Genomic DNA, 21,943 nt, shown 5'->3' with positions numbered 1-21,943 from the left:
GCCGCTAGCTGGGCCAGTCGAAGAAGCCTTTGCCGGTCTTGCGGCCCAGTTCCCCGCGGGCCACCTTGTCGCGCAGGATCTGCGGGGGTGCGAACCGGTCACCCAGGGTGGACTGCAGGTATTCGGCGATACCCAGGCGGACGTCCAGGCCCACGATGTCCGTGGTCCGGAGCGGCCCGGTGGGGTGTTTGTAGCCCAGCACCATGGCGTTGTCGATGTCCTCGGCCGAGGCTACGCCTTCCTCGACCATGCGCATGGCCTCCAACGCGATGGCAACGCCCAGCCGGGAGGACGCGAACCCCGGCGCGTCATTGACGACGACGGCGGTCTTGCCGAGTGCCTCCACCCACCTCTTCGCCTCCACAGCGAGTCCGGGCGAGGTGTGCTCGCCCAGCACCACCTCGATGAGCGTGGAAGCGGGCACCGGGTTGAAGAAATGCAGCCCCAGGAAATTGCCCGGCCGCCTCAGCTCCTTCGCGAGCCCGTTCACGGACAGCGAGGACGTATTGGATGCCAGGCAGGCGTCTTCCGCCAGCCGCTCCTCGATGCCCCGCAACGCCGTAACTTTCAGGTCCCAGTCTTCCGGGACGGCTTCCACCACCAGTTGGCGGTCCTTGAAGGCGTCATAGTCCACGCCGACGGCCAGGCGGGAGACCATTTCGTCCAGGTTTGCGTCCGTTGCCCCGCGCTCGATGCTCTTTGCCGCCGCGGATTCCACCCGTTCCCGTGCCGCCTCCGCAGCCTGCTCGTCGCGTTCCACCACCAGCACGTCGGCGCCCTTGACCAGGAATGCATGGGCGATCCCGGCGCCCATCCGGCCACCGCCCAGGACACCCACCCGGGCCGGGAGGGCTGAAGTCAGTTGCGATTCGCTCATGGTCTACTTTCTGTCTGCGGGGTTGGCGGGGTTGGCCTTCTTCCGGGCGCTGCGGTCGAGGAACGCCTGCATGCGGTCGAACTTGGCCTGGGATTCGAAGAGGATGCCCTGGGCCAGCTGGTCGATCAGCGGGTGGGCTTCCGCGGGGGCGTGGAACACGGATTTGGTGATGCGGACGGCCAGGGGGTCCTGGCGCCCGATCCTGTCGGCAAGGCTGTGGGCCGCGGCCAGCAGGTCCGCGGGGTCGTGGATCTCGGTAATGAGGTTGGCCGCCCGTGCCTCGTCGGCGCCGAGGACCAGGCCGGCCAGGAGGATCTGCTTTGCCAGCGGTTCACCCACGAGTTCCCTGAGCCGCCAGCTGGCGCCTGCCGCGGCCAGGATGCCCAGGCCCGTTTCGGGATTGCCGATGCGCACGGTGGGGGTGCCGATCCGGAAGTCCGCCGCGTAGGCCAGTTCCGCGCCGCCACCCAGGCAGTAGCCGTCCAGCGCGGCGATGACCGGCATGGGCAGCTTCGCAATCCGGACGAAGATGGTGGAGTTGATCCCCTGCAGGGCGTCATCCCGCCGCCGTTCGCGCAGCTGGGCGATGTCTGCCCCGGAGGCGAACACCCCGTCCACCCCAGCAATGATCAGGATCCTGGGATTCTGTTCCAGCGCTGCGCACACGGTGTGGAGTTCGTCCACCATCTGCTGGTCGATGGCGTTCTTTACCTCGGGCCGGTTGAGCAGCACCACCACACGGTCGTCCCGTTCCTCCACTTTGAGGGCGGAGAACACTTCGGCGGCAAGGTCCACTGCGGCGGCCATCAGATTTTCTCCAGCAGCATGGCGGTGCCTTGGCCGACGCCGACGCACATGGTGGCGAGGCCGATTTTGGCGTCCTCGCGTTCCATCCGCCCCAGCAGGGTGATGGCGATCCGGGACCCGCTCGAGCCGAGCGGGTGACCCAGCGCGATGGCGCCGCCGTCGCGGTTCACGATGTCCGGATCCAGGCCCAGGCGCCGGATGGAGGCCAGTGACTGGGTGGCAAAAGCTTCATTGAGTTCGACGGCGGACAGGTCACCAACGCTTAGGCCGCTGCGCTTGAGCACTTTCTGCGTGGCGGGGACAGGACCGATGCCCATGATCTCGGGTTCGCAGCCGGCGGAAGCGCCGTCGATGATGCGTGCCCGCGGGGTCAGGCCCAGCCGTTCGATGGCTGCCTCCGAGGCCACAATGATGGCCGAGGCGCCGTCGTTGAGCGAGGACGAGTTTCCGGCGGTGACCACGGAGCCGCCCGGTGCTACCGGCCGGAGGGCAGCGAGAACGTCGAGGCTCGTGCCGGGGCGGGGCCCTTCGTCCGTGTCCACCACCGTTTCGGACTTGCGCGTCTTCACCGTGACGGGGACGATCTCGTCCTTGAAGCGCCCGGCGGCGATGGCCTCGAGGGCACGCTGGTGCGAGCGGACGGCAAATGCGTCCGCATCCTCGCGGGAGATGCCATCCGCTCGGGCCACTTCTTCCGCCGTTTCCGGCATCGAGTAGGTCATCTTCCCGTCGCGGGAGAGGCCGCCCTGCTGGAACTGCGGGTTGGTAAAGCGCCAGCCGATGGAGGTGTCGAAGATCTGGCCTGGCTTGGCAAAGGCGGCGGTGGGCTTTTCCTGCACCCAGGGTGCCCGGCTCATGGATTCCACGCCGCCGGCGATGACGATGTCCGCGGCTCCGGCCTTGATCATGTGGCTCGCCTGGATGATGGCGCTCAGTCCGGAGGCGCACAGCCGGTTGACCGTAATGCCCGGGATGTGGAGCGGAAGGCCTGCCAGCAGGGTGGCCATGCGGGCAACGTTCCGGTTCTCCTCCCCTGCGCCGTTGGCGTTGCCCAGGATCACCTCGTCGATGCTTTCCGGGTCCAGGCCGGCGCGTTCCACGGCTTCGCGGACCACCAGGGCGGCGAGGTCGTCCGGCCGCACGGCGGACAAGGCACCCCCGTACCGGCCCACCGGCGTTCGGACCCCGCCAACAAGGAAAGCCTGCGGACCTGCGGTTGCAGCCATGGATACACCCTTCACGCGATAAACAGCACTGTCATCGGCGGCCGGCACAGCGGATGCACCACTTACCGACCGTTCGTTCTGTAAATGGTACACGGCAAGGTTCCGCTCCGCACCCGGCTAAAGGACTGTGACGCCCAGGTGCGCGGCGATCAGCGGCGCCAGGAGGCCCAGCTGGTACTCGTCAACAACCAGGCCGGAGAGGCTGCCCAGCCCGCTGATCTTGCGGAATCCGGTCCCGCGGATGTCGAAATCCTTCAGCTTGGCGCCGGCCAAGTCCAGGGATCCAATGGTGCAGTCCTCGAGCCTTACCCGGACGGCCCCGGCGGCGCCAAGGTCCAGTTCATTGATGATGCACCCGCTGATCAGCACATCCGTGAGCTTGGCACCACGCAGGTTCAGGAAGTCCACCTTGCCGCCGTCGATCCGTACGGACTGCCAGCCGGTTTCGTACAGTTCCGCTGAACCCAGCCGGGGGTTGCGGAGCTCCACGTCCTGCCAGGTGCTGCGGGCACCGCGGAAAACGGGGGCGTACAGCTCGGCCAGGATGCAGTCACGGAAGGATGCTCCCCGGAGCTGCGCGTCGTTGAAGGACACGGCATCGAACCGGCACTCGGAAAAGACAGACCCGCCCAGGTCGAATCCCTCTGCGTCCGCGCGGCTAAACCGGACCCCTTCGTGCCGCTCGCCGCGCCGGAAGGCGGCGTCCGCCTGGTCTTCGAGGTCAGTGAGCTCCACCGGTGAAACCCGGGGTGCCTGCACCCCGGCCGGCCCACGTCCGCGCTTTTTCTCCATCCCCCGAGCCTAGCCCGCCCGCCCCATCCCTTGAATTAGTAAGCAAGCTTCGTTTACGGTGAAAATGTAAACGATCGACGGAAACGGAAGGAGGCCGGCACCATGGGCCTCGGAGACAAGATCAGCAACGAAGCCGAAGAACTTGGCGGCAAAGCAAAGGAAGCTGCCGGCAACGTCACCCACAATGACCGCCTCAAGGCTGAAGGCCAGGCGGACCAGGTCAAGGCGGATGCCAAGAAGGTGGGCGAAAGCGTCAAGGACGAGTTCAAGCGCGACTGACAGCCACGCTGCTGCTGCCGCAGCGAACGGCGTGCTGCATCAGCCCGACGGCGGCGGATCGGACAGATCCGCCGCCGTTCCGCTGTCCACACCCATCGGGCAAAATCACCAGCCGCTGCGGGTGGGAGTGTGGCCCTGGCGGGAATCCTCCGGCATGGTCATTTCCGCCCGCAGCCCGAGCAGCCGGACAGGACGGCCGGGCTCGATCTTCGCGGCAAGCTCCAGGGCGTGTGCGAGCACTTCCGCAGGGACGGACGTTGCGGGGATCTTCCGGCCGTACGTTGTGGTGGTGAACGGCGCGTAGCGCACCTTCAGGGTGAGGCCGACCACCGGCCGCTCTTCCGCGGCGACATCGTCCATGACGTGCGCTGCCAATTCCCTGAGGGCGCCGTCAATGTCCGCTGCCTCCGTCAGGTCGCGCTGAAAGGTGGTTTCCCGGCTGTGTCCCCGGGCCACCCACGGTGTGTCATCAACCACCCGCGACCCTTCGCCCCGTCCCAGCTGGGCGTACCACGGGCCCATCTTGGGACCGAACTCGGGCACCAGGTCCGCAGGGTTGGCCGCCGCGAGCTCGGCAACAGTTTTGATGCCAAGGGTGGCAAGCCGCCGCGACACCGCTTTTCCCACGCCCCACAGATCGATTGTGGGCCTGTCCCCCATCACGTGGAGCCAGTTCCCTTCCGTCAGCCGGAAGATGCCTGCGGGCTTGCCGAACCCCGTGGCCACCTTGGCCCGGACCAGGGTGTCCCCGATGCCGATGCTGCAGTGCAGCCTGGTTTCCGCCAGGACGGCGAGCTGCAGCTGCCTGGCGATATCTTCGGGGACGCCGCCCTCGATCCCCACGAAGGCTTCGTCCCATCCCAGCACCTGGACCGTGGCGCCGGGCTGCGAGCGCAGGACCGCCATCACTTTCTCGGACGCGTCAAGGTATGCCTCATGATCCACGGGCAGGATGACCGCGTCCGGCACCTTCCGCGCGGCGATGCGCAGCGGCATGCCGGAGCCCACGCCGTAGGCCCTGGCTTCGTAGGACGCTGTGGACACCACGGCACGTTCGGTGGGATCGCCGCGGCCTCCCACGATCACGGGCTTGCCCGCGAGCTCCGGCCTGCGGAGCACTTCGACGGCAGCGATGAACTGGTCCAGGTCCACGTGCAGCACCCATGGTTCGTTCACAGCCCCAGTCTGCCCGGGCCAAGCGCCGCGCACCAGCGTCCCGGGGTCCGCGGTTGGATCCGCACAGTAAATGCATACTGCCCGGTTAGCCTTAGCCATGACCTACGTTGACCTCAGCGCCGAAAGCGCCACCGCCGGCGGCTCGCCTTCCTTGGGCGGCTATCTGGCCACGCCGGAGGGCCAAGGCCCTTTCCCCGGCGTCGTAATGATCCACGAGGCCTTTGGCCTGACCGACCAGACCCGCAGGCACGCCGACAGGATGGCCCGGGCCGGCTACCTGACCTTGGCAGTGGATCTGTTCAGCGAGGGCGGGGCGCGCCGCTGCCTGGTCAGCACCATGCGCAGCATGACTGCCGGCACCGGCCGGGCATTCACGGACATCGCCACGGCGCGGAAGTGGCTTGCCGCCTCCCCGCAATCGACCGGAAAAACCGGCGTGATCGGTTTTTGCATGGGCGGCGGCTTCGCGCTGCTGGTGGCCAAGGACGGTTTCGACGCAGCCGCGGTCAATTACGGTCGCCTGCCCGGCAACCTGGACGACGCCCTCCGCGGCGCCTGCCCCATCGTGGCCAACTACGGCGGCGCGGACAGGCCCCTGAAGGGGGCCGCTGCCCGGCTCGAATCAGCCCTGGACAGGCTGGGAATCGAACACAGCGTCAAGGAGTTCCCCGGCGCCGGCCACGCCTTCCTGAACGACACCGACGAAGGACCCGTGGTCCTTCGTCCGCTCATGCGCGTGATGGGCATCGGGCCGGACCCGGACTCCGCCCCGGAGGCCTGGCAGCGGATCGAGGACTACTTTGCCCGCCACCTGAAGGACTCCGCTGCCTGACGCACCGGGCCCGCCCGGACATCAAGGAGGAAACGCCGACGGCGGACCGCCCCACCCAAGGGACGGCCCGCCGTCGAACGTTGCTCAGGAAGATCCGGCGTCAGCTGTAGAGCTCGCTCTTGGGCTGGTTGCCCTTGACCTTCTGCCAGCCAAGCCACAGGACCACCGCGAAGAACGGGATGGTGGCCAGCGTCCAGAGGCCCAGGTAGAACACCTCGCCGTCCTTGCTGGTCATGGTGTCGAAGCCAATGAGCACGGTGATGGCCAGCAGGCCCAGCAGGCCGGCCCAACTGGTCCACGGCGAACCCGGCATCGGCAGGGTGGACGTGATGCCCTTGCGGCGGCGCAACACTATTTGGCTCGCGAAGATGGAGCCCCAGCAGAAGATCACGCCGATCGAGGCGGTGTTCAAGGCGAGGTCGAACGCGTGCGAGCCGCCCAGCCAGATGTTCAGCAGGATGCCCACCAGGTAGAACGCGGCGATCGCAAGGATGGCGGCATACGGGACGTGCCGCTTGGACATGCGGGTGAGCCACTGCGGGGCGTGGCCGTTGTTGGCCATGGTGCGGAAGACGCGGCCGATCGAGTAGAGGCCGGAGTTGCAGGAGGAGAGGGCGGCGGTGATCACGATCATGTTCATCACGTCACCCACCCAGCCCAGGCCCATCTGGCCGAAGACGGTAACGAACGGGGAGGTCCCGGCCTTGTACTGGTCCGAGGGCAGCAGCATCGCCAGCAGCAGGACGGAGCCCACGTAGAACACCACGATGCGCAGTACGACGGCGCGGATCGCCTTGGGCACCTCGCGTTCCGGCTTTTGCATCTCGCCGGCAGTGACGCCGACCAGCTCGATGCCGTTGTAGGCAAAGATGACGGCATTCAGGACCAGGACCATCACCAGCGCACCCTTGGGGAACATGCCGCCCTCGGCCGCGAAGAGGTTGTTGACGGAGGCGTGCCCGTCACCCACTTGGGCGTTGGTGACCACCATGAACGTGCCCACCACCAGGAAGGTCAGGATGGCGCCCACCTTGAGGCAGGATGCCCAGAATTCGAACTCGCCGAACGCCTTGACGCTCAGGAGGTTCACGGCCACGAGGAGCGCCAGCGCGGCGATGGCCGAGGCTTCCACAGGGACATTGGGGAAGAAGAACTGGAAGTACAGGCCGATCGCGATGAGCTCGGCGATGCCGGTCATGCCCCAGTTGATGAAGTACATCCAGCCGGACATGTACGCGCCCTTTTTGCCGAACATCTCGCCGGCGTAGCTCACCAGGGAGCCTGAGGTCTGCCGGTACATGATGAGTTCGCCCAGGGCCCGCATGAGCAGGTAGGCGATGACGCCGGCGATGGCGTAGGAGAAGATCAGGGCCGGGCCGGTGGAGGCGAGCCGGCCGCCGGCTCCCATGAAGAGGCCCACGCCGATGGCGCCGCCCATGGCGATCATGGTGACGTGGCGTCGGCCCAGGGTCTTGCTGTAGCCCTCGGCGCTGAGGGAGGAGTCGACGGCGGCGGTTGCCGCGGCGGTGTTCTTGAGGTCTGTGGGGGTACTTTGAGGCACAACTGTTCCTTGTGGGTTGGGGGTTGGCCGCATCCGGAATCCGTATGATACGGCTCACAAAATTCGGCCTTAATGCCAAGAAACCAGCGATTGTGAGCGTAAATCATCGAGTAGCCGAAGCTTCACGCGGCCTGTCCATCCTACAAGACCGGGCGCCGGGTACGTGACGCGCGCTACACGGCACCCCCGGCGATAGGCTGAAGCATGGCCACAGCCCATCGCATACCACCCGCTCCACAGCCACAGCTGTACCGTTTTTCCCGACTGGACCTGGCGGCGCTCTGCCTCTACGTGGCCATCGCGGGATTCTTCGCTGCGGCCGGCGACCTGGTGGCCCCTTTCCTGCGGCAGATTGCGCCGTCCCCGGCCGCCGCCTCGTATGCGGTGAACCTGCTGTTCTATTCCTCGGTGGGTATCGTGGCGCTGTTGGCCGCCCGGAAAGTAGTGGCGCGCGACCTCAAAGTCCTGGCGACCCGGCCGTGGTTCACCCTGCTAATGGTTCCGTCCGCGGTCATCGCGATGCTGGTCCTGACCGCGGTCCTGGTGGCGCTGAACGGGCAGGTGGAAACGTCCGCCAACCAGGCAGGCCTGCAGGCCCTGATACAGCAGGTGCCGCCCTGGCTCATGGTGCCGCTGTTGGTGGTGGTGGGACCATTCGTGGAGGAATACATCTTCCGCCACCTGCTGATCGGCAAGCTGGGCAGGCGGGTGAACATCTGGATCTGCTGCGTCCTGTCGGCAGTGCTGTTCGCGGCGATGCACATCGTGGGGCAGGAGGCCATCACCCTCACGGCACTGCTTCCCTACCTGGCCATGGGGGCCACGCTGGTGTTCGTCTACGTATGGACCGGGAAGAACGTCATGTTTTCCTATTTCGTCCACGCCGCCAAGAATTTGCTGGCCGTGGTCCTGGTCTACTCCATCCCGCCGGAACTGTTCGAGCAGATGCAGCACGTCCAGGCGTAAGCCGGCGCTCGGTCCCGGCGCTCAGTCCGCCAGGGTGTACCCGCGCACCGTGAAGCGGTGCGTGCCGCTGGTCCGCCCCGTGATGTAGACCTTGGTGCCGCCGGCCGTGTTCGTGCCGCCCAGGTAGCGGTAGCTTTCACCCGGGTTGTAGGTGGCAGGAGTATCCGGATCTGCGGGCAGCCCGGGTCCAAACTCAATCACGTCCGCGCCCACCCGGTACGTGCCGGTACCGCCCACCAGCTGGAAGGTTCCGTGCGCACCTGCCGGCTCCACGCCGTCGAGCACCCCGCCGGGCTGGAAGGTCAGCTCGAGCGCGAAAGCCGTGTGCGTTCCTTCGAACCCAATGTCCAGGCCAACCTCCCCGCTTGCTGCCTTGATCCTGATCTCCGTGGCAAGCCGGTGGACGTCGGCGGCGCGCGAACTGAACTCCATGCCCGCGCTGAAACGGCCTTCATGCTCCAGGGCGTATATGCCATCAGGGTGCTGCCTGGCCGGCGGCAGGGGCTGGTAGAAGTTGGCTTCCAGCTGCTCGGCGAGCACCAGCACGCCGCCCTGCCGCACCGTGTCCTGGCTGCGGAAAGGGCCCAGGTCGAAGAAACTCCTGGACAGCCGCAGATCGGACAGCACGGCCGCGCCGTGCCCGAAGCGGAGGAAGGTGGGGTTGGTGGCAAGCCCGGAGCCGACGCCCGGAACCAGGGGGTCGCAGCCGCCGAACACGGTGGCCACGGACCCTGCTCCGCGGAACCGGTAGGCGCCGCAACTCTCGAGCGCCGCCGCGGCCGGAGCGAGGGGTGCCGGCAGCGCGGCGGCGTGCGACGGCGGATCGGCCGGCAGGGCCGCTGACAGCCAGGGGTCCAGCCGGGTGAGGGCAAGCAGTTTCGCGGGCTCGTGCAGGGGCAGCCGGGCCAGCCAGGTGGCTGCCGCGGCGAAATCGGCCCGGCCGTCCTGGGCCGCCAGCCGGCGGTACAGGTGAAGGAACGGGGCGGCGCCGAATTGCATCCACTGGTCCTGCCGGCGGGAGAAGACGGATTCCACGGTGCCGTCAGCGTTGAGCCAGGGCAGGAAGGCGGCGAGGTTCCGCCGGACGTGGTCCAGGAGGTCCGTCCGGCCCGTGGCGTCCGCGATGCTCAGCAGCGAGGGATTGGTCACGGCAGTGGCGTACAAGGGGCTGCGCTCGGAGTACATGCCGTCGGGGAGCTGGTCGATGCCCTCGGCCAGCCATTGTTCGATCCGGGCGCCGATGTCCTGCCGCGGGTGCAGCGTGTTGATCTGCGCCAGGGCGGCGGAGAGCTCCCAGCGGTGGTTTGGGGTGTGGACGCCGCCTGCCACCATGGCGTCAACGGACGTGGCGATGATGGCCTCGAGCCGCTCGTCCACCTCCGCCAGTAGGTGGTCCGGGGTTTCCGTTGCGCGGACCAGCCGCACCGCCAGGCAGGCGTCGTTCAGGGTGAACGCGGAGTCCGGCGGCGAGGACAGGTTGGTGCCGTCGAACAGGCCGGTGGGCCCTTGGAGGGTCTCCAACCGGTCCAGGCACCGCCGCATCGCCGTGGCAAGGGTTTCCTGCGCGAAGTAGCCGGAGCCGGGCTCGGTGAACACGGCGGCCAGGGCCAGCAGCCTGGCCATGGCCGGCCGGTGCGCCAAGGCCCGCACGTCGTCGTCGTGGGCTGCCAGGAACGCCGCGACCTCCCGGTCCGCTTCTGCCGCCACCCGCGCCAGGAAGGCTGTGTCCGTTGTTGCTGTCTGCACTGTTGCTGCCTTTCACCGGCCCGCAGTGGCGGGACCGTCCTAATCCTTCAGCCCGGCGCTGACGTCCGCGTTGAGCACGTATTTCTGGAAGACGAAGAACACCAGGACCAGCGGCAGGAGCGAGATCACCGAGGCCCCCAGGAGCACCGGCCAGTCGATGTTTTCCGCCCCAACGATGCTCCGCAGCGCCACCTGCAGGGTGTACCACTTGGGGTCGTTGAGCACGATCAGGGGCCAGATGTAGTCGTTCCACCGCCACTGGAACGAAAAGATGGCCAGCGTGAACAGGATGGGCTTGGACAACGGGAGCATGATCCGGAAGAAGATGGCCAGCTCGCCCGCGCCGTCGATCCTGGCGGAGTGCAGCAGGTCATCCGGAACCGTGAGGAAGAACTGCCGGAACATGAACACCCCGGTGGCCGTGAGTACCGACGGGACGATGATGCCGGCCAGCGAGTTGTAGAGGCCCAGGTCCCGGATGACCGAGAACGTGGGGTTCAGGATTACCTCGGTGGGCAGCATGGTGGTGGCCAGGATGCATACGAAGAACAGCCTGGTGCCCTTGTTGTTGTACTTGGCCAGCGCATATCCGGTGCAGGCGCTGAAGAAGACCGTCAGAACCGTGGTGGTGATGGAGACCGTGGCGGTGTTCAGGAAGTACTGCGCAAAGTCCACCCGTTCCCATGCGTCCACGAAGCCTTGGAAGGTCCATTCCCGGGGAATCATGGACAGCGGGTAGCTGAAGAGTTCGCTGCCGGGCTTGAACGAGCTGAGCAGGAACCAGAGCAGGGGTAGCGCGTAGATGGCGGCGATCACCCACATCAGCAGGGTCAGCGGGATGGAGGCCTTGGCCCGGATCTCCCGGTTGCCCGGCTGGGTGCGGCCGTCCCTGCGGCGTGGTGCTGGGTCGTTCCGGGTTGGTTGGGCGTGTTCCTCCGCTACCGCGGGAGGCAGGTTGGCAGCTGTTGCCACGGGTCAGCCCTTCTTCCTGTTGAACCGGAGCTGGATGAGGGCGATGGCCAGCAGGACCACCATCAGCACCATGGAGGCGGCGCTGGCGTAGCCCACCTTTGACTGCTCGAAACCGGTTTTGTAGATGTACTGCACGATCAGGGTGTTCTGCGTTCCGGGGCCGCCGCCGGTCAGAGCCTGGATCATGGCGAATTCCTTCATGGCATGGATGGTGGAGAGCAGGATCACCATGAACGACGTCGGCGCGATGCCCGGCAGGGTGACGTGCCGGAAACGTTGCCAGGCGTTGGCCCCATCGAGCTCCGCGGCCTCCAACAGGGATTCCGGAATGTTCTTCAGCGCGGCGATGAACAGCAGCATGTTGAAGGCGGTGCCGCCCCACGCCGAGGCGAAGATCACCACGGCGAGGGCCAGGTTGCCGTCGCTGGACCATGGCAGCGGATTCCCGCCCAAGCCGGAAATCAGGAAGTTGATGAAGCCGAAGTCTTGGCCGAACAGCCACTTCCAGATGACGCCCACCACGATGGGCGAAATGAGCCAGGGCAGGAAGATCACGGTCTTTGCCGCTGTGCGTCCGCGGACGGCTTTGCTGACGAGCAACGCGGCCACGCCCAGGGAGCAGGCGTAGACCAGCGGGACCGACAGGACCGTGTACACGAAGGTCCGGCCCAGGGCGGCGTAGAACGAGCCGTCAGCGAAGAGCTTCTGGAAGTTGGCCAGGCCGATGAAGTGCAGCTTGCCGATTCCGCGGTAGTCCGTGAAGGAGTACAGCATGCCCAGCGCTCCCGGCCAAACAAAGAACACCAGGAAGAGCACCACGTTGACGCCGATGAGGACCAGCGGCGCGATGACGTAGCGGTTGCGGCGCTTCAGCGCCGACTTGCTGCGGACCGGCCCCGGCTGCGGGGCCGGGGCCGCCGTCGGAGTGATGGTTGGTTGTGCCACGGGATCAGGCCCCGTTGTAGAGCTTCACGATGTTGTCCACCGTGGTCTTGGCGTCCTGGCCGCCGGAGAGCATCTTGACGGTCTCCTCCCGGAGCGGATCGCCGGAGAACGGGGTCTCGGCGTAAGCCTCGATGACCACGCGCTTGATGGCGTTGTCCCCCTTCGCCTGGTTGCCGGCGATTTGCTTTTGGTAAAGCTCGAACGATGCCTGCTGGAACGGATAGTCCACCTTCAGGTCCTTGACCGGCAGGTAGCCGCCGGTCTTGGCGAACTCGGTGTAGTTGGCGTCGTTGTAGAACCAGTCAATGAACTTCCTGGCTTCCTCATCTGCGCCGGTGTCCTTGAAGGCGACCATGAATCCGCCGCCGAGGTTGGTGGCGTTGACGTCCTTCTTGGGCAGCGGAACGGACAGCCATTCGAAGTCCTTGATGTTCTTGTTGAAGTCCGCCACCTGCCAGCTGCCGGAGTAGTAGGCGGCCACCTGGCCGCTCTTGAACATGGCGTTGCCGTCCTCGCCGCTGAGCCAGACGGACTTGGGCATGGTCTGGTCGTCGTTGATCTTCTTGAAGTACTCCAGGGTCTCCACGGCTTTGCTGTCGCCGGTGTACTTGCCGTTTTCCTTGGCGAAGGCGGTGCTGCCGAATTCGTACATCATGGCGCGCAGCCGGTGGCCGGAGCGGTCCATCACCACGCCGTACTTGGCGCCTGCCTTCTCGCGGACCTGGTTCACGGCTGCGATGAACTCATCCCAGGTCCAGGTGGTGTCGATCGATGTCGGGAAGGCGACGCCGGCCTTGGTGAACAAGCTCTTGTTGATGAAGAGCCCCACGGCGGTGAGGTCGGAGGGGATGGCGGGGATAATGCCGTCCGGCGATTGCTGCAGGAAGTTGGGATCGATGTTGTGGGATTTGGCGATGTCCGTGAGGTCCTGGAGCTGGTTGGCCCACAGCGGGTCGAGGCCGGTGACGCGGGCCAGCGCCGGAAGGTCGTTCGCAGTGGCCGCGTTCTTCAGCTTGGTGGTGATGTCCGCGGTGGGGACGTCGACAACCTCGATGGTGATCCCGGTGGCTTCCTTGTACTTCTTGGCGGCGGCGGCGAACGCACCGCCCTGGTTGGTGTCGCCGGACAGGATAAGCTGCAGCGTCTTGGCGCCGCCATCCGAGGAGCTCCCTCCCCCTCCTCCACTGCAGGCGGTGAGGCCGGCAGCCAGGGCCGACAGTCCGAAGGCCGTCAGCCCAAACTGGCGGCGGGTAATGCTGGAGATTCTTGTCGTCTCTGACAATGCTCTGTCCTGTCTCTCGCGATAGCGGGGAAAACCCTTTCCGCTAGAAACTGTGACCTATGTCATGACATATTGTCAAGAATACTTTTGACGGTGTCAGGATAGGCCGCCCACCCGCGTCAGCCCCTTCCCCAACTCCGCCGCCGCCCTTACCGTGGACGGATGGGACTGAATATCCAAATCGTGATCGACTCGTCAAACCCGCATGAGCTCGCCGACTGGTGGGCCGAAACCTTGCAGTGGGCGGTGGAACCACAGGATGCCGGCTTCATCCGTTCCATGATCGAGCAGGGCTACGCCACCGGGGACCAGACCATAACGCACCGCGGAAACCTCGTGTGGAAGGACGGCGCCGCCATCCGGCCGCCTGAGGAAATAGAAGCCAACGCCCCCGCGCGTCGCATGCTCTTCCAGACCGCCCCCGAGCAGAAAACCGTGAAAAACCGCGTGCACTGGGACGTGCGGCTGGACGGCCGGGACAAGGACGAGGTGCGGGGCGAACTCGAGGCGCGAGGCGCCACTTTCCTGTGGACGGCCGGGCAAGGGCCGCATTCCTGGCACACCATGGCGGACCCCGAGGGCAACGAGTTCTGCATCAGCTGACGCCGATTACTAGACTTGGACGGTGAGCAACCAGATCCCCGCCCCGGTGTCCGACGTCTTCGATCCCACGCGCTGGCGGGTGGTTTCCGGCTTCGAGGACTTCCAGGACATGACCTACCACCGGCAGGTGGAGCGGGATTCCGACGGCGGCTGGGTGCGTGACCTGCCCACGGTCCGCATCGCATTCAACCGGCCGGAGGTCCGCAACGCGTTCCGTCCAGGTACCGTGGATGAGCTGTACCGCGCCATGGACCACGCCCGCATGACCCCGGACGTTGCCACCGTGCTGCTCACCGGCAACGGCCCCTCCCCCAAGGACGGCGGCCACTCCTTCTGCTCGGGCGGCGACCAGCGGATCCGGGGCCGGGACGGCTATCGGTACGTAGTACAAAACACAGCCGACGGCGAGACCCAGGAGACCATCGACCCCGCCCGTGCCGGACGGCTCCACATCCTCGAAGTCCAGCGGCTCATGCGGACCATGCCCAAGGTGGTCATCGCCGTCGTCAACGGCTGGGCGGCCGGCGGCGGGCACTCGCTGCACGTCGTCTCAGACCTCACCATCGCGTCCCGGCAGCACGGCAAGTTCAAACAGACCGACGCCACGGTGGGCAGTTTCGACGCCGGCTACGGTTCGGCTCTGCTGGCGCGGCAGGTGGGCCAAAAGGCCGCCCGCGAAATCTTCTTCCTCGCCCGCGAATATTCCGCTGAGGACATGGTTCGGATGGGCGCCGTAAACGAGGCTGTAGACCACGCGCGGCTGGAGGAAGTGGCGCTGGAATACGCGGCGGACATCGCCCGCCAGTCGCCCCAGGCCATCCGCATGCTGAAGTTTGCCTTCAACCTGGCCGACGACGGCCTGGCGGGCCAGCAGGTGTTTGCCGGCGAGGCGACCCGGCTGGCCTACATGACCGACGAGGCCGTGGAAGGAAAGGAAGCCTTCCTGCAAAAACGCGACCCCGACTGGTCACGCTTCCCCCACTATTTCTAAGAAGGGACGGCAATGAACAGCGACGAATCACCGGCCGCCGGCACCGGCGGCCCCCTCAACATCGAACCGGCCCTGAAAGCCCTCGCGGCCGCCCTCCACGGCGAGGGCCCCGCCGTCGAACTCTCCGTCGGGGCAGACGGGACACTGGTAGTGGGGCACGTGGAAACCCCCGGCTGCGACGACGCCGTGGCCGTGGTCCGCACTTCCGGATCCACCGGTACCCCCAAGGCGACGCTGCTGACGGTGGAGTCCCTGGCGGCCTCGTCCATGGCCACGGCGCTGCGGCTCAAGGGAGAGGGGCAATGGTTGCTGGCCCTCCCCGTGCAGTTCGTTGCCGGAATCCAGGTGCTGGTGCGGTCCCTGTTCGCCGGGACCCGTCCCTGGGTCATGGACATGTCCGGCGGCTTCACGCCGGAGGCCTTCACCGCCGCAGCGCTGGAACTGACAGACAAAATCCGTTTCACCTCCCTGGTTCCCACCCAGCTCCAGCGGCTCCTGGATGACCCGTCGCCGGAAACCCTCGCGGTGCTCCGCCGGTTCAACGCCATCCTGCTGGGCGGCGCCCCGGCGCCGCAGTCCCTGCTGGCAGCTGCCCGGGACGCCGGCGTGCGGGTGATCACCACCTACGGTTCCGCCGAAACCTCCGGCGGCTGCATCTACGACGGCTACCCCTTGGAAGGCGTCTCTGTCCGGGTGGCCGCGGACGGCCGGATCCTCCTGGGCGGGGACACGGTGGCGGCCGGCTACATCGAGGCACCGGATGAAGAAACCGGGACGTTCTTCGAGGAGGACGGCGTGCGCTGGTACCGCACCAGCGACCTCGGCTCCATCGACGACGACGGCCGCCTCACTGTGCTGGGCCGGGCCGACGACGTCATCATCACCGGCGGCATCAAGGTTTCCGCCGCGCACGTGCAGGAGCAGTTGGAACAGTCCGACGCCGTCTCCTCGGCGTTCGTTGCCGGCGTTCCCTCCGCGGAATGGGGCCAGGCCGTGGCCGCCTACGTGGCCCTTGCCGGGGACGGCGCTTCCGGGCACGAAGCCGGGGACTCCGCCGTCGTGCTCCAACAACAGTGGCAACAGCAACTGGGGGTCCTGGCACCCAAGACCGTCCTCACCGCACCGGAGCTGCGGATGCTGCCAAACGGCAAACCCGACCGGCTCGCCATGACCGCGGAACTCAGTGCCCTGCACGAGGGAAAGTAGAGTGGACCTGCACCACCGCGGCGGGTGCGCCCGCTCCATCCTGCCGTCATATCGAAACAACACGAGGTACTAACCGTGGCCACAGCCGCCCAATGGATCCAAGGCGCCCGACTCCGGACACTTCCGGCAGCGATCGCGCCGGTGCTGATCGGCACCGCCGCCGCCTACGAAATGGACTCGTTCCTGCTGCCCAACGCCATCCTCGCGGCCCTGGTGGCACTCCTGCTGCAAGTTGGCGTGAACTTCGCCAACGACTACTCGGACGGCATCCGCGGTACCGACGACGACCGCGTCGGGCCGTTGCGGCTGGTGGGCTCGGGCGCCGCCAAGCCTGAGCATGTGAAGTGGGCCGCGTTCGGCACGTTTGCCCTGGCCATGGTGTTCGGACTGGCCCTGGTGGTCCTGACCCAGGCGTGGTGGCTGATCCTGGTGGGGCTGGGCTGCGTCATGGCCGCCTGGGGCTACACGGGCGGCAAGAACCCCTACGGCTACATGGGCCTCGGTGACCTGTTCGTCTTCGTGTTCTTTGGCCTGGTGGCCACCTTGGGTACCACCTACACCCAGGCCGGGCACATCAGCCTGCCGGCAGTCATCGGCGCGATCGGGACCGGGCTGATCGCCACCGCACTGCTGATGGCCAACAACGTCAGGGACATCCCCACGGACATGCAGGCCGGCAAGAAGACCCTCGCCGTGCGGCTCGGAGACAAGCATGCGCGCGAAAGCTACGTCCTGATGCTGGCCGTCGCCATCCTGCTGGTGGTGATCCTGGCCCCTGGCCGGCCATGGATCCTGATTGTGCTGCTGCTCATTCCGGCCTGCCTGATGCCGGCCTGGCTGATGATCAACGGGCGCAAGCGCAAGAGCCTGATCCCGGTCCTTAAGCAGACCGGGCTGATCAACCTCGGCTACAGCATTTTGTTCTCACTGGGGCTGATCCTCAGCCACGGGTTCTAGGCGTTCTTTTTGCCCTTGGCATTGTTGATGGTGATGTCGGGGTTGGCATCGAGGAGGGCGTCCTCGGCGTTCGCGTCCTGGATTTCCCCGGCCGAGCGAAGCGGCTTGGCCTTTCCGGAAAAGCGGTGCTGCAGGGCTGCGGTGGCAGCGTCCCGCTGCTTCTGGAAGAACAGGTAGCTGATGGCGAAGGCTATGACCGCGGCGCAGACCACGGACATCAACACCCCGACCTGCAGGAACGCGAACAGGACGAACAGGGGCACGAAGATCGCGAGCCGGATCAGGGAATATTTCAAAAAGGCCACTATTCAAGTTTAGCCGCCTCCGCCCGCGGCCCCTGCGCGTCCTGACGATAGACTTGATGGCATGCTCTTCCGTGTGGCTTTGGCCGTCGCAGTCCTCGTCATCTTTGTGTATGGCCTGGTGGACGTGATCCGTACCGAGGGCCGCCTGACCCGGGGCATTTCCAAACCGGCGTGGATTATCGTCCAGATCATCCTGCCCGTCCTGGGCGCCATCCTGTGGTTGCTGATCGGCAGGCCGCGCGGCACAGCGCAGCCCCGGCCGAGCTACCCCCACCCCACCGCTCCTGACGACGATCCCGACTTCCTCCGCAACTTGGAGGCCCGGCGCCGTAACCAGGCCGAGGCTGAGCGGCTCAAGAAGCTCAAGGATGAACTGGATGCCAAGGCCAAGGACGACGACCGGAAACCCAGGCACGACACCGACGAACACGATACCGACGGACTGAAATAGGGGCCATGACGTCCCCGCCCGGAGGAGACGAGCAGCGTCTGTCCCATCCTCCACCTCGGCCGGGGATGTCCTGGTCCGCACCGCCGCCCATCCCGGCCACCCCTTCCCTGCCCGGCACGGTCAGGACTGCACGCACCCTCTGGGTCCTCAGCTTCCTCGCCGGGCTTACCGTGCTGGCCGGCTCGTTCGTGGCCCGCGATTCGAACCTGCACCGCCTCCGCGCCGTGGTGGCGGACACAGCGGCCCGCAACGGCATGGCGTCCGCAGGCACCGCGGCGGAGATCGTCTTTTGGGGAAGCATGGGCGCCCTGCTGCTGGCCACGCTCCTGGAGGCGGTGGCCTTGGCTGCTGTGCTGGCCCGCAGGGCCTGGGCACGTTGGGTCCTTCTTACGCTGCTGGCCAGCCACTTGCCCGTGCTGCTGCTGGCGTCCGTTTTCCTGGTCCCCACCGGCGCGGCCGGCAGCTATGTGGTGATGCTGTGGGTGGCCGGAATGGCCCTGGCGTTCGGCGGACTGGTGCTGCTGTTCCTGCCGACGGCCGGCGCCTGGCTGCGGCGAGGACGCTCCCTAGGCTGACCGCGGCTGGCGTTGCCGGCCGGAGCTCCCGGCCACCACGCCCTCGCAGCTGCGGATCACCACCCGGCATGCCTCCGCGGCCGGCCTTCCGGTCAGGGGGCTCTCGGCCACCCCGCGCCAGCGTGCCAGGTACCGACGGGCCTCGGCCGCCAGCACCTCGGGGCTGGACCCGGCGTCCAGGCCCAGCCGCACCCAGGAGGCCGCGCCGTTGCCGCCGACCAGCCGTTCAGCTTCCGCACTCAGTTCCGAAGGCAGGTCCACGCCCGTGGTCCGCAACACCGCGAGCAACTGGAGCTCCCGGAACTCGTGGGCGTTTACCTGGAGCCGTTCCAGGGCGGCCGCCAGGCGCTCCGTCCCCTCGCGGGGGCGGCTGGCCAGGAGGTTCTCCACTGCCGCCAGCGCGGTCCTGGCCTTCAGCGCCTCGGACCGCGCCTGGAACTGGCGGTCCAGCACATCCAGCAGCGGATCCAGTCCGCTGCGCCGGGCAAGCTCGTGGGCGAGGGGTGTGGCTTCGGTAAACCCGTTCCGGATAAGGACCGAAGCCAGCCGGATGCCAAAGAGCCCGTAGCGCTCCAGGAGGCCCGTCCGTGCCCCCTCCGTCAGTCCCGCGGGCTCGGTGGACCGGCGGAACCTGTCGGCGGAAAGCAGCATCCTTTCACGGACGGTCCGGTCAAGGCCTGCCAGCATGCGCAGGGCCTCAAAGTCCGCCTGGCGGAGGGTGCGGGCACTTTGGGCCAGGAGTCCGGCCACGGGGACCACCGCCAGCGCCAGTTTCCGCAGGTTGGGGTCTTGGCTGTACCTCTCCGCGATGCTGCCGGCGGAAATCAGGGAGTCAATCCGGCCGGCCCCGACTTCATCTGCACGGGACAGCACCGCAATGGCATTGACCGTGCCGGAGCGCCCGGCCCGGGTGTCATGGAAGGATTCGAGGAACCGGAGGTCTGACGCGTGCAGGTGGCGCATCAGGTAGATGACGGCGTCAGCTTCCGACGCCGAATCCTCCGGAGTGAGGAACGCCAGGCTCCGTGCGGACACGTCCCGGGACAGGGATGCGATCCCCGGGGTGTCGATCAGGGTCATGCCCTGCAGTGCCGGTGCCGGCCATTCGACCTCGAGCCTTTCCACTTCCTCCGCTTGCATCCCGTCCAGGACGAAGACAAGGCGACCGTCCACGCGTTTCAGCGGCAGGTTCCGCCGCTCCCCATTGACGGGGTGCAGCGTGATGCGCGGCGTGGGTCCGTGCCGGTACCACGTGACGATTTTGGTGCATTCGCCGGTGTCCGTGGGAGCGATTTCTTCACCGATGATGGCGTTCAGGAGGGTGGACTTCCCTGCCTTGACCATGCCCGCCACGGCGATCCTGAGCGGCTCGGCGAGCCGCCGGGCATAGCCCTGCAGCATCCCGGCGGCTTCCCGGTCGTCGCGGTAGGCCTCCAGGGTGTCCCGGATGAGCTTCGCCGCCCCGGCCATGGTGGCCGCTGTCATCCCACCCCCGCGGCGGTGCGGACGCCGGAGGCGCTTACCTCGGCGGCTATGGCTTCGGCGGCCCGGTGCAATGCCTCCACCTTCTTGAGCTCGGTCTTGATGTCCCGGATGCGGCCTTCCTTCTCCTGGGCATAGGAGTTGGCGGCCTTTTGGGCTGCCGCCACGGAGTCAGACAGGGAGCGGTGGTATTCGTCGGCGATTTCAGTGAAGTGGTCCCGCGTGGTCCGCTGGACCAGGCGAAGCCTGTCCTTGAGTTGCTTTCCCACCTGGAACGTCACGTCGTCGAGTTGGCGCCTGACCAGGGTTTTGGCTTCGCCCTGGCGGCGTTTCAGCCGCGCTTCCTTGTCTTCCCGGTAGGCCTTGCGTCCCAGCAGCAGGCCGGCTCCTACGGAGAGCGGATTGATCAGGGCCATCCCGAATATCCCGGTGAGGAGGCCGAACATCAGCACGCCACCGTAGGACCCGCGCATGCCGATCAGGACCTTCTGGACCGGGTTCACCCGGCCGGGATCCAACCCGGGCATCTGGTCCACCGGGTCGAGGGCGTCCCCCGCGTCGGAGACGTGCAGGACGGGCAAGGACACCTCGTCCGCGGCAAAGTGCTCTGCCACCTGGGCCGCGAGCCATTGGGACCGTTCGCTGGTCCAGACGAACGTGTCGGAAACGGCTGCGGCAACGCATTCTTCGAGCCACTGGGAGAACTCGGTCCAGACCGGCCCGGGATCGCCTTGGTCGATCGCGGCCTCGGCTTCGCGTTGGATCCGGCGCAGGCGGTCCCTAAGGTCGTACTCCATGTCAGCAATGAGGTCGTTGATGCCGTCACTGAGGGTCAGCTGCCAGCGCGCGGAGCGTTTCCGCAGTTCGTCGGCTTCGGCTTTGGCCTGTTCCAGCGCCTCGAGCATGTGCGGGGTCCCGTCCGGATTCTCCAGGGCCTCCAGCTCGGATTGGAGGGACAACCGGAGGTTCGCCGTGACCGAGAGCAGGTCCTGGCTGACGGAGCGCCGCTGGAGGCGCTGGGCCTTCGCAACGACCTCATTGCGCAGGTGTGCTACCAGGCCGGGATAGCCGGATTCGGCGTTGAGCTCGTTGTCCTGGAGCCGCGAGGCCTCCAGCCGTAGGTCTGCGGACACGGGGAACAGCGGAATGTCCGGTGCCACGTGGTCAAGGTGGGCCCTGTCCAACTCCTCCACGCGCCGCCAGTCCGGGTAGAGGTCTGTCTTGGAGAGCACCGCTGCCACGCTGGGAGTGATCCGCATGGCCTTTTGCAGGAAGCGGAGTTCGGGTTCGGTGTATTCCTGGGACGCATCCGAGACCAGCAGCACGGCGTCGGCCGTAGGCAGTGCGGTAAGCGTCGTCAGCGTATGGGTCGACCCCATGCCGCCCACCCCCGGGGAGTCGATGATGGTGAGGCCGCCGGTCAGGACCCGCCTGGGCAGGTAAACCTCCGCGGCCGTCAGCTTCCTGCTGTTGCCCGGGTTGCCTTGCTCGGAGACGAGCGCAGGCAGCTCCGCCAGGTCCACTGGACGGCGTTCGAGGCCTTCTTCCCCGCCGTCGGGAGTGCCGGCCGCGGGAACCAGGATGGCGGCAGACGCCGGATCCCCGTACCGGACAGCTGTGGGAACAGACGTGGCAATGTCATCGTCCACCGGACACACGGGGGCGTTCACCAGGGCATTGATGAGCTTGCTCTTGCCCTGTTTGAACTCCCCCACCACAATCACCCTGATGCTTGGATCCTGCAGCCGGCCCACAGCCTGCTCCAGCCTCTTCCGCAGGTCCGGGCGGTCCCCGCTCCCCACCAGCTGCAAGCCCTGCTCAACCAGCTTCATCAGCTGGCCCGCCGTCATGGGGTCAACGGGCCTTGCGGGTCCTGCTTCTGCCACGGCGCGCCCTTCGTTCCAGTACCCAA

Annotated in this window: 22 protein-coding genes; 9 read left to right on the top strand and 13 right to left on the bottom strand. The window is 66.8% G+C overall.

Translation table 11 applies throughout. The annotated features are described in order from the left end of the window. Positions 1 to 4 precede the first annotated feature (4 nt). The 4 genes from DC347_RS09685 to DC347_RS09670 all read right to left on the bottom strand — a co-directional run bounded on the left by DC347_RS09685 (position 5) and on the right by DC347_RS09670 (position 3,702). On the bottom strand, positions 5 to 877 hold the full coding sequence (locus tag DC347_RS09685; RefSeq protein WP_109045220.1) for a 3-hydroxyacyl-CoA dehydrogenase family protein: 873 nt from the start codon (positions 875 to 877) through the stop codon (positions 5 to 7). Positions 878 to 880: 3 nt separating this feature from the next. Then, complete coding sequence (locus tag DC347_RS09680; protein WP_018761742.1) at positions 881 to 1,684, bottom strand: enoyl-CoA hydratase/isomerase family protein; 804 nt, start codon at positions 1,682 to 1,684, stop codon at positions 881 to 883. Beyond that, on the bottom strand, positions 1,684 to 2,910 hold the full coding sequence (locus tag DC347_RS09675) for a thiolase family protein (protein WP_018761743.1): 1,227 nt from the start codon (positions 2,908 to 2,910) through the stop codon (positions 1,684 to 1,686). The genes DC347_RS09680 and DC347_RS09675 overlap by 1 nt, the downstream gene beginning before the upstream one ends. Positions 2,911 to 3,027: 117 nt before the next feature. After that, entirely contained in the window at positions 3,028 to 3,702 is a 675-nt protein-coding gene (locus DC347_RS09670) for a pentapeptide repeat-containing protein (protein ID WP_026264582.1), read from the bottom strand. A gap of 102 nt (positions 3,703 to 3,804) precedes the next feature. Here DC347_RS09670 and DC347_RS09665 point away from each other — a divergent pair, with 102 nt between their 5' ends. After that, a complete protein-coding gene (locus DC347_RS09665) occupies positions 3,805 to 3,981 on the top strand; it encodes a CsbD family protein (protein WP_109045219.1) in 177 nt (58 codons plus the stop codon). A gap of 105 nt (positions 3,982 to 4,086) precedes the next feature. On the opposite strand, the gene DC347_RS09660 is transcribed toward DC347_RS09665, so the two are convergent. Continuing rightward, positions 4,087 to 5,142, bottom strand: a complete 1,056-nt coding sequence (locus DC347_RS09660) for a DNA polymerase IV (RefSeq protein ID WP_109045218.1) — start codon at positions 5,140 to 5,142, stop codon at positions 4,087 to 4,089. 112 nt (positions 5,143 to 5,254) lie between these two features. On the opposite strand from DC347_RS09660, the gene DC347_RS09655 reads away from it, so the two are divergent. After that, positions 5,255 to 5,989 carry a dienelactone hydrolase family protein gene (locus DC347_RS09655; RefSeq protein ID WP_018761747.1) on the top strand — a complete coding sequence of 245 codons (735 nt, stop codon included), beginning with the start codon at positions 5,255 to 5,257 and terminating at the stop codon, positions 5,987 to 5,989. A gap of 100 nt (positions 5,990 to 6,089) precedes the next feature. Here DC347_RS09655 and DC347_RS09650 read toward each other — a convergent pair whose 3' ends face one another. Further along, a complete protein-coding gene (locus tag DC347_RS09650; protein ID WP_018761748.1) occupies positions 6,090 to 7,550 on the bottom strand; it encodes an amino acid permease in 1,461 nt (486 codons plus the stop codon). A gap of 204 nt (positions 7,551 to 7,754) precedes the next feature. On the opposite strand from DC347_RS09650, the gene DC347_RS09645 reads away from it, so the two are divergent. Beyond that, positions 7,755 to 8,516, top strand: a complete 762-nt coding sequence (locus tag DC347_RS09645; RefSeq protein ID WP_109045217.1) for a CPBP family intramembrane glutamic endopeptidase — start codon at positions 7,755 to 7,757, stop codon at positions 8,514 to 8,516. Positions 8,517 to 8,537: 21 nt separating this feature from the next. Here the strand turns inward: DC347_RS09645 and DC347_RS09640 are convergent, their stop codons facing one another. The 4 genes from DC347_RS09640 to DC347_RS09625 are packed head-to-tail and all read right to left on the bottom strand — an operon-like array spanning position 8,538 to position 13,461. Further along, positions 8,538 to 10,262 carry a hypothetical protein gene (locus tag DC347_RS09640; RefSeq protein ID WP_109045216.1) on the bottom strand — a complete coding sequence of 575 codons (1,725 nt, stop codon included), beginning with the start codon at positions 10,260 to 10,262 and terminating at the stop codon, positions 8,538 to 8,540. 39 nt (positions 10,263 to 10,301) lie between these two features. Then, positions 10,302 to 11,234 (bottom strand): carbohydrate ABC transporter permease, encoded by a 933-nt coding sequence (locus tag DC347_RS09635; RefSeq protein WP_018761751.1) that lies wholly within the window; start codon positions 11,232 to 11,234, stop codon positions 10,302 to 10,304. 3 nt (positions 11,235 to 11,237) lie between these two features. Further along, a complete protein-coding gene (locus DC347_RS09630; RefSeq protein WP_206073909.1) occupies positions 11,238 to 12,179 on the bottom strand; it encodes a carbohydrate ABC transporter permease in 942 nt (313 codons plus the stop codon). 4 nt (positions 12,180 to 12,183) lie between these two features. After that, the gene (locus tag DC347_RS09625; RefSeq protein ID WP_109045215.1) at positions 12,184 to 13,461 is read right to left on the bottom strand and encodes an ABC transporter substrate-binding protein; all 1,278 of its coding nucleotides are present in this window, start codon (positions 13,459 to 13,461) and stop codon (positions 12,184 to 12,186) included. A 162-nt stretch (positions 13,462 to 13,623) separates the two neighbouring features. Here DC347_RS09625 and DC347_RS09620 point away from each other — a divergent pair, with 162 nt between their 5' ends. From DC347_RS09620 to DC347_RS09605, 4 genes are all read left to right on the top strand, one after another. Beyond that, a complete protein-coding gene (locus DC347_RS09620; protein ID WP_109045214.1) occupies positions 13,624 to 14,064 on the top strand; it encodes a VOC family protein in 441 nt (146 codons plus the stop codon). A gap of 22 nt (positions 14,065 to 14,086) precedes the next feature. Next, positions 14,087 to 15,055 carry a 1,4-dihydroxy-2-naphthoyl-CoA synthase gene (locus DC347_RS09615; RefSeq protein ID WP_018761755.1) on the top strand — a complete coding sequence of 323 codons (969 nt, stop codon included), beginning with the start codon at positions 14,087 to 14,089 and terminating at the stop codon, positions 15,053 to 15,055. Positions 15,056 to 15,067: 12 nt separating this feature from the next. Continuing rightward, positions 15,068 to 16,261, top strand: a complete 1,194-nt coding sequence (locus DC347_RS09610) for an AMP-binding protein (RefSeq protein WP_109045213.1) — start codon at positions 15,068 to 15,070, stop codon at positions 16,259 to 16,261. A 75-nt stretch (positions 16,262 to 16,336) separates the two neighbouring features. Continuing rightward, complete coding sequence (locus DC347_RS09605; RefSeq protein WP_018761757.1) at positions 16,337 to 17,218, top strand: 1,4-dihydroxy-2-naphthoate polyprenyltransferase; 882 nt, start codon at positions 16,337 to 16,339, stop codon at positions 17,216 to 17,218. On the opposite strand, the gene DC347_RS09600 is transcribed toward DC347_RS09605, so the two are convergent. Continuing rightward, positions 17,215 to 17,523 carry a DUF4229 domain-containing protein gene (locus DC347_RS09600; protein WP_018761758.1) on the bottom strand — a complete coding sequence of 103 codons (309 nt, stop codon included), beginning with the start codon at positions 17,521 to 17,523 and terminating at the stop codon, positions 17,215 to 17,217. The genes DC347_RS09605 and DC347_RS09600 overlap by 4 nt on opposite strands. Before the next feature lie 61 nt (positions 17,524 to 17,584). Here DC347_RS09600 and DC347_RS09595 point away from each other — a divergent pair, with 61 nt between their 5' ends. Together DC347_RS09595 and DC347_RS09590 are read left to right on the top strand one after the other, a co-directional pair. Continuing rightward, positions 17,585 to 17,974, top strand: a complete 390-nt coding sequence (locus DC347_RS09595) for a PLD nuclease N-terminal domain-containing protein (RefSeq protein ID WP_018761759.1) — start codon at positions 17,585 to 17,587, stop codon at positions 17,972 to 17,974. 65 nt (positions 17,975 to 18,039) lie between these two features. Further along, positions 18,040 to 18,549, top strand: a complete 510-nt coding sequence (locus DC347_RS09590; RefSeq protein WP_109045212.1) for a hypothetical protein — start codon at positions 18,040 to 18,042, stop codon at positions 18,547 to 18,549. On the opposite strand, the gene DC347_RS09585 is transcribed toward DC347_RS09590, so the two are convergent. Together DC347_RS09585 and DC347_RS09580 are read right to left on the bottom strand one after the other, a co-directional pair. Further along, complete coding sequence (locus tag DC347_RS09585) at positions 18,541 to 20,034, bottom strand: dynamin family protein (protein ID WP_109045211.1); 1,494 nt, start codon at positions 20,032 to 20,034, stop codon at positions 18,541 to 18,543. The two genes, DC347_RS09590 and DC347_RS09585, sit on opposite strands and share 9 nt — an antisense overlap. Further along, positions 20,031 to 21,881 (bottom strand): dynamin family protein, encoded by a 1,851-nt coding sequence (locus DC347_RS09580; protein ID WP_109045210.1) that lies wholly within the window; start codon positions 21,879 to 21,881, stop codon positions 20,031 to 20,033. Before DC347_RS09580 ends, DC347_RS09585 begins: the two co-directional genes overlap by 4 nt. Between the last annotated feature and the right edge of the window lie 62 nt (positions 21,882 to 21,943).

Source organism: Pseudarthrobacter sp. AG30, from assembly GCF_003116525.1.
GTDB lineage: Bacteria > Actinomycetota > Actinomycetes > Actinomycetales > Micrococcaceae > Arthrobacter.
Note: the sequence above shows the minus strand (reverse complement) of the source record. Positions and strands in the feature narration are given on the sequence as shown.

Bases quoted from the DNA above. Each gene is read 5' to 3' on its own strand.
- DC347_RS09585 (WP_109045211.1), bottom strand. From the start codon at position 20,034: ATGACAGCGGCCACCATGGCCGGGGCGGCGAAGCTCATCCGGGACACC.
- DC347_RS09680 (WP_018761742.1), bottom strand. From the start codon at position 1,684: ATGGCCGCCGCAGTGGACCTTGCCGCCGAAGTGTTCTCCGCCCTCAAA.
- DC347_RS09590 (WP_109045212.1), top strand. From the start codon at position 18,040: ATGTCCTGGTCCGCACCGCCGCCCATCCCGGCCACCCCTTCCCTGCCC.
- DC347_RS09645 (WP_109045217.1), top strand. From the start codon at position 7,755: ATGGCCACAGCCCATCGCATACCACCCGCTCCACAGCCACAGCTGTAC.
- DC347_RS09655 (WP_018761747.1), top strand. From the start codon at position 5,255: ATGACCTACGTTGACCTCAGCGCCGAAAGCGCCACCGCCGGCGGCTCG.
- DC347_RS09620 (WP_109045214.1), top strand. From the start codon at position 13,624: ATGGGACTGAATATCCAAATCGTGATCGACTCGTCAAACCCGCATGAG.
- DC347_RS09595 (WP_018761759.1), top strand. From the start codon at position 17,585: ATGCTCTTCCGTGTGGCTTTGGCCGTCGCAGTCCTCGTCATCTTTGTG.
- DC347_RS09675 (WP_018761743.1), bottom strand. From the start codon at position 2,910: ATGGCTGCAACCGCAGGTCCGCAGGCTTTCCTTGTTGGCGGGGTCCGA.
- DC347_RS09610 (WP_109045213.1), top strand. From the start codon at position 15,068: ATGAACAGCGACGAATCACCGGCCGCCGGCACCGGCGGCCCCCTCAAC.
- DC347_RS09665 (WP_109045219.1), top strand. From the start codon at position 3,805: ATGGGCCTCGGAGACAAGATCAGCAACGAAGCCGAAGAACTTGGCGGC.
- DC347_RS09685 (WP_109045220.1), bottom strand. From the start codon at position 877: ATGAGCGAATCGCAACTGACTTCAGCCCTCCCGGCCCGGGTGGGTGTC.
- DC347_RS09580 (WP_109045210.1), bottom strand. From the start codon at position 21,881: ATGACGGCGGGCCAGCTGATGAAGCTGGTTGAGCAGGGCTTGCAGCTG.
- DC347_RS09670 (WP_026264582.1), bottom strand. From the start codon at position 3,702: ATGGAGAAAAAGCGCGGACGTGGGCCGGCCGGGGTGCAGGCACCCCGG.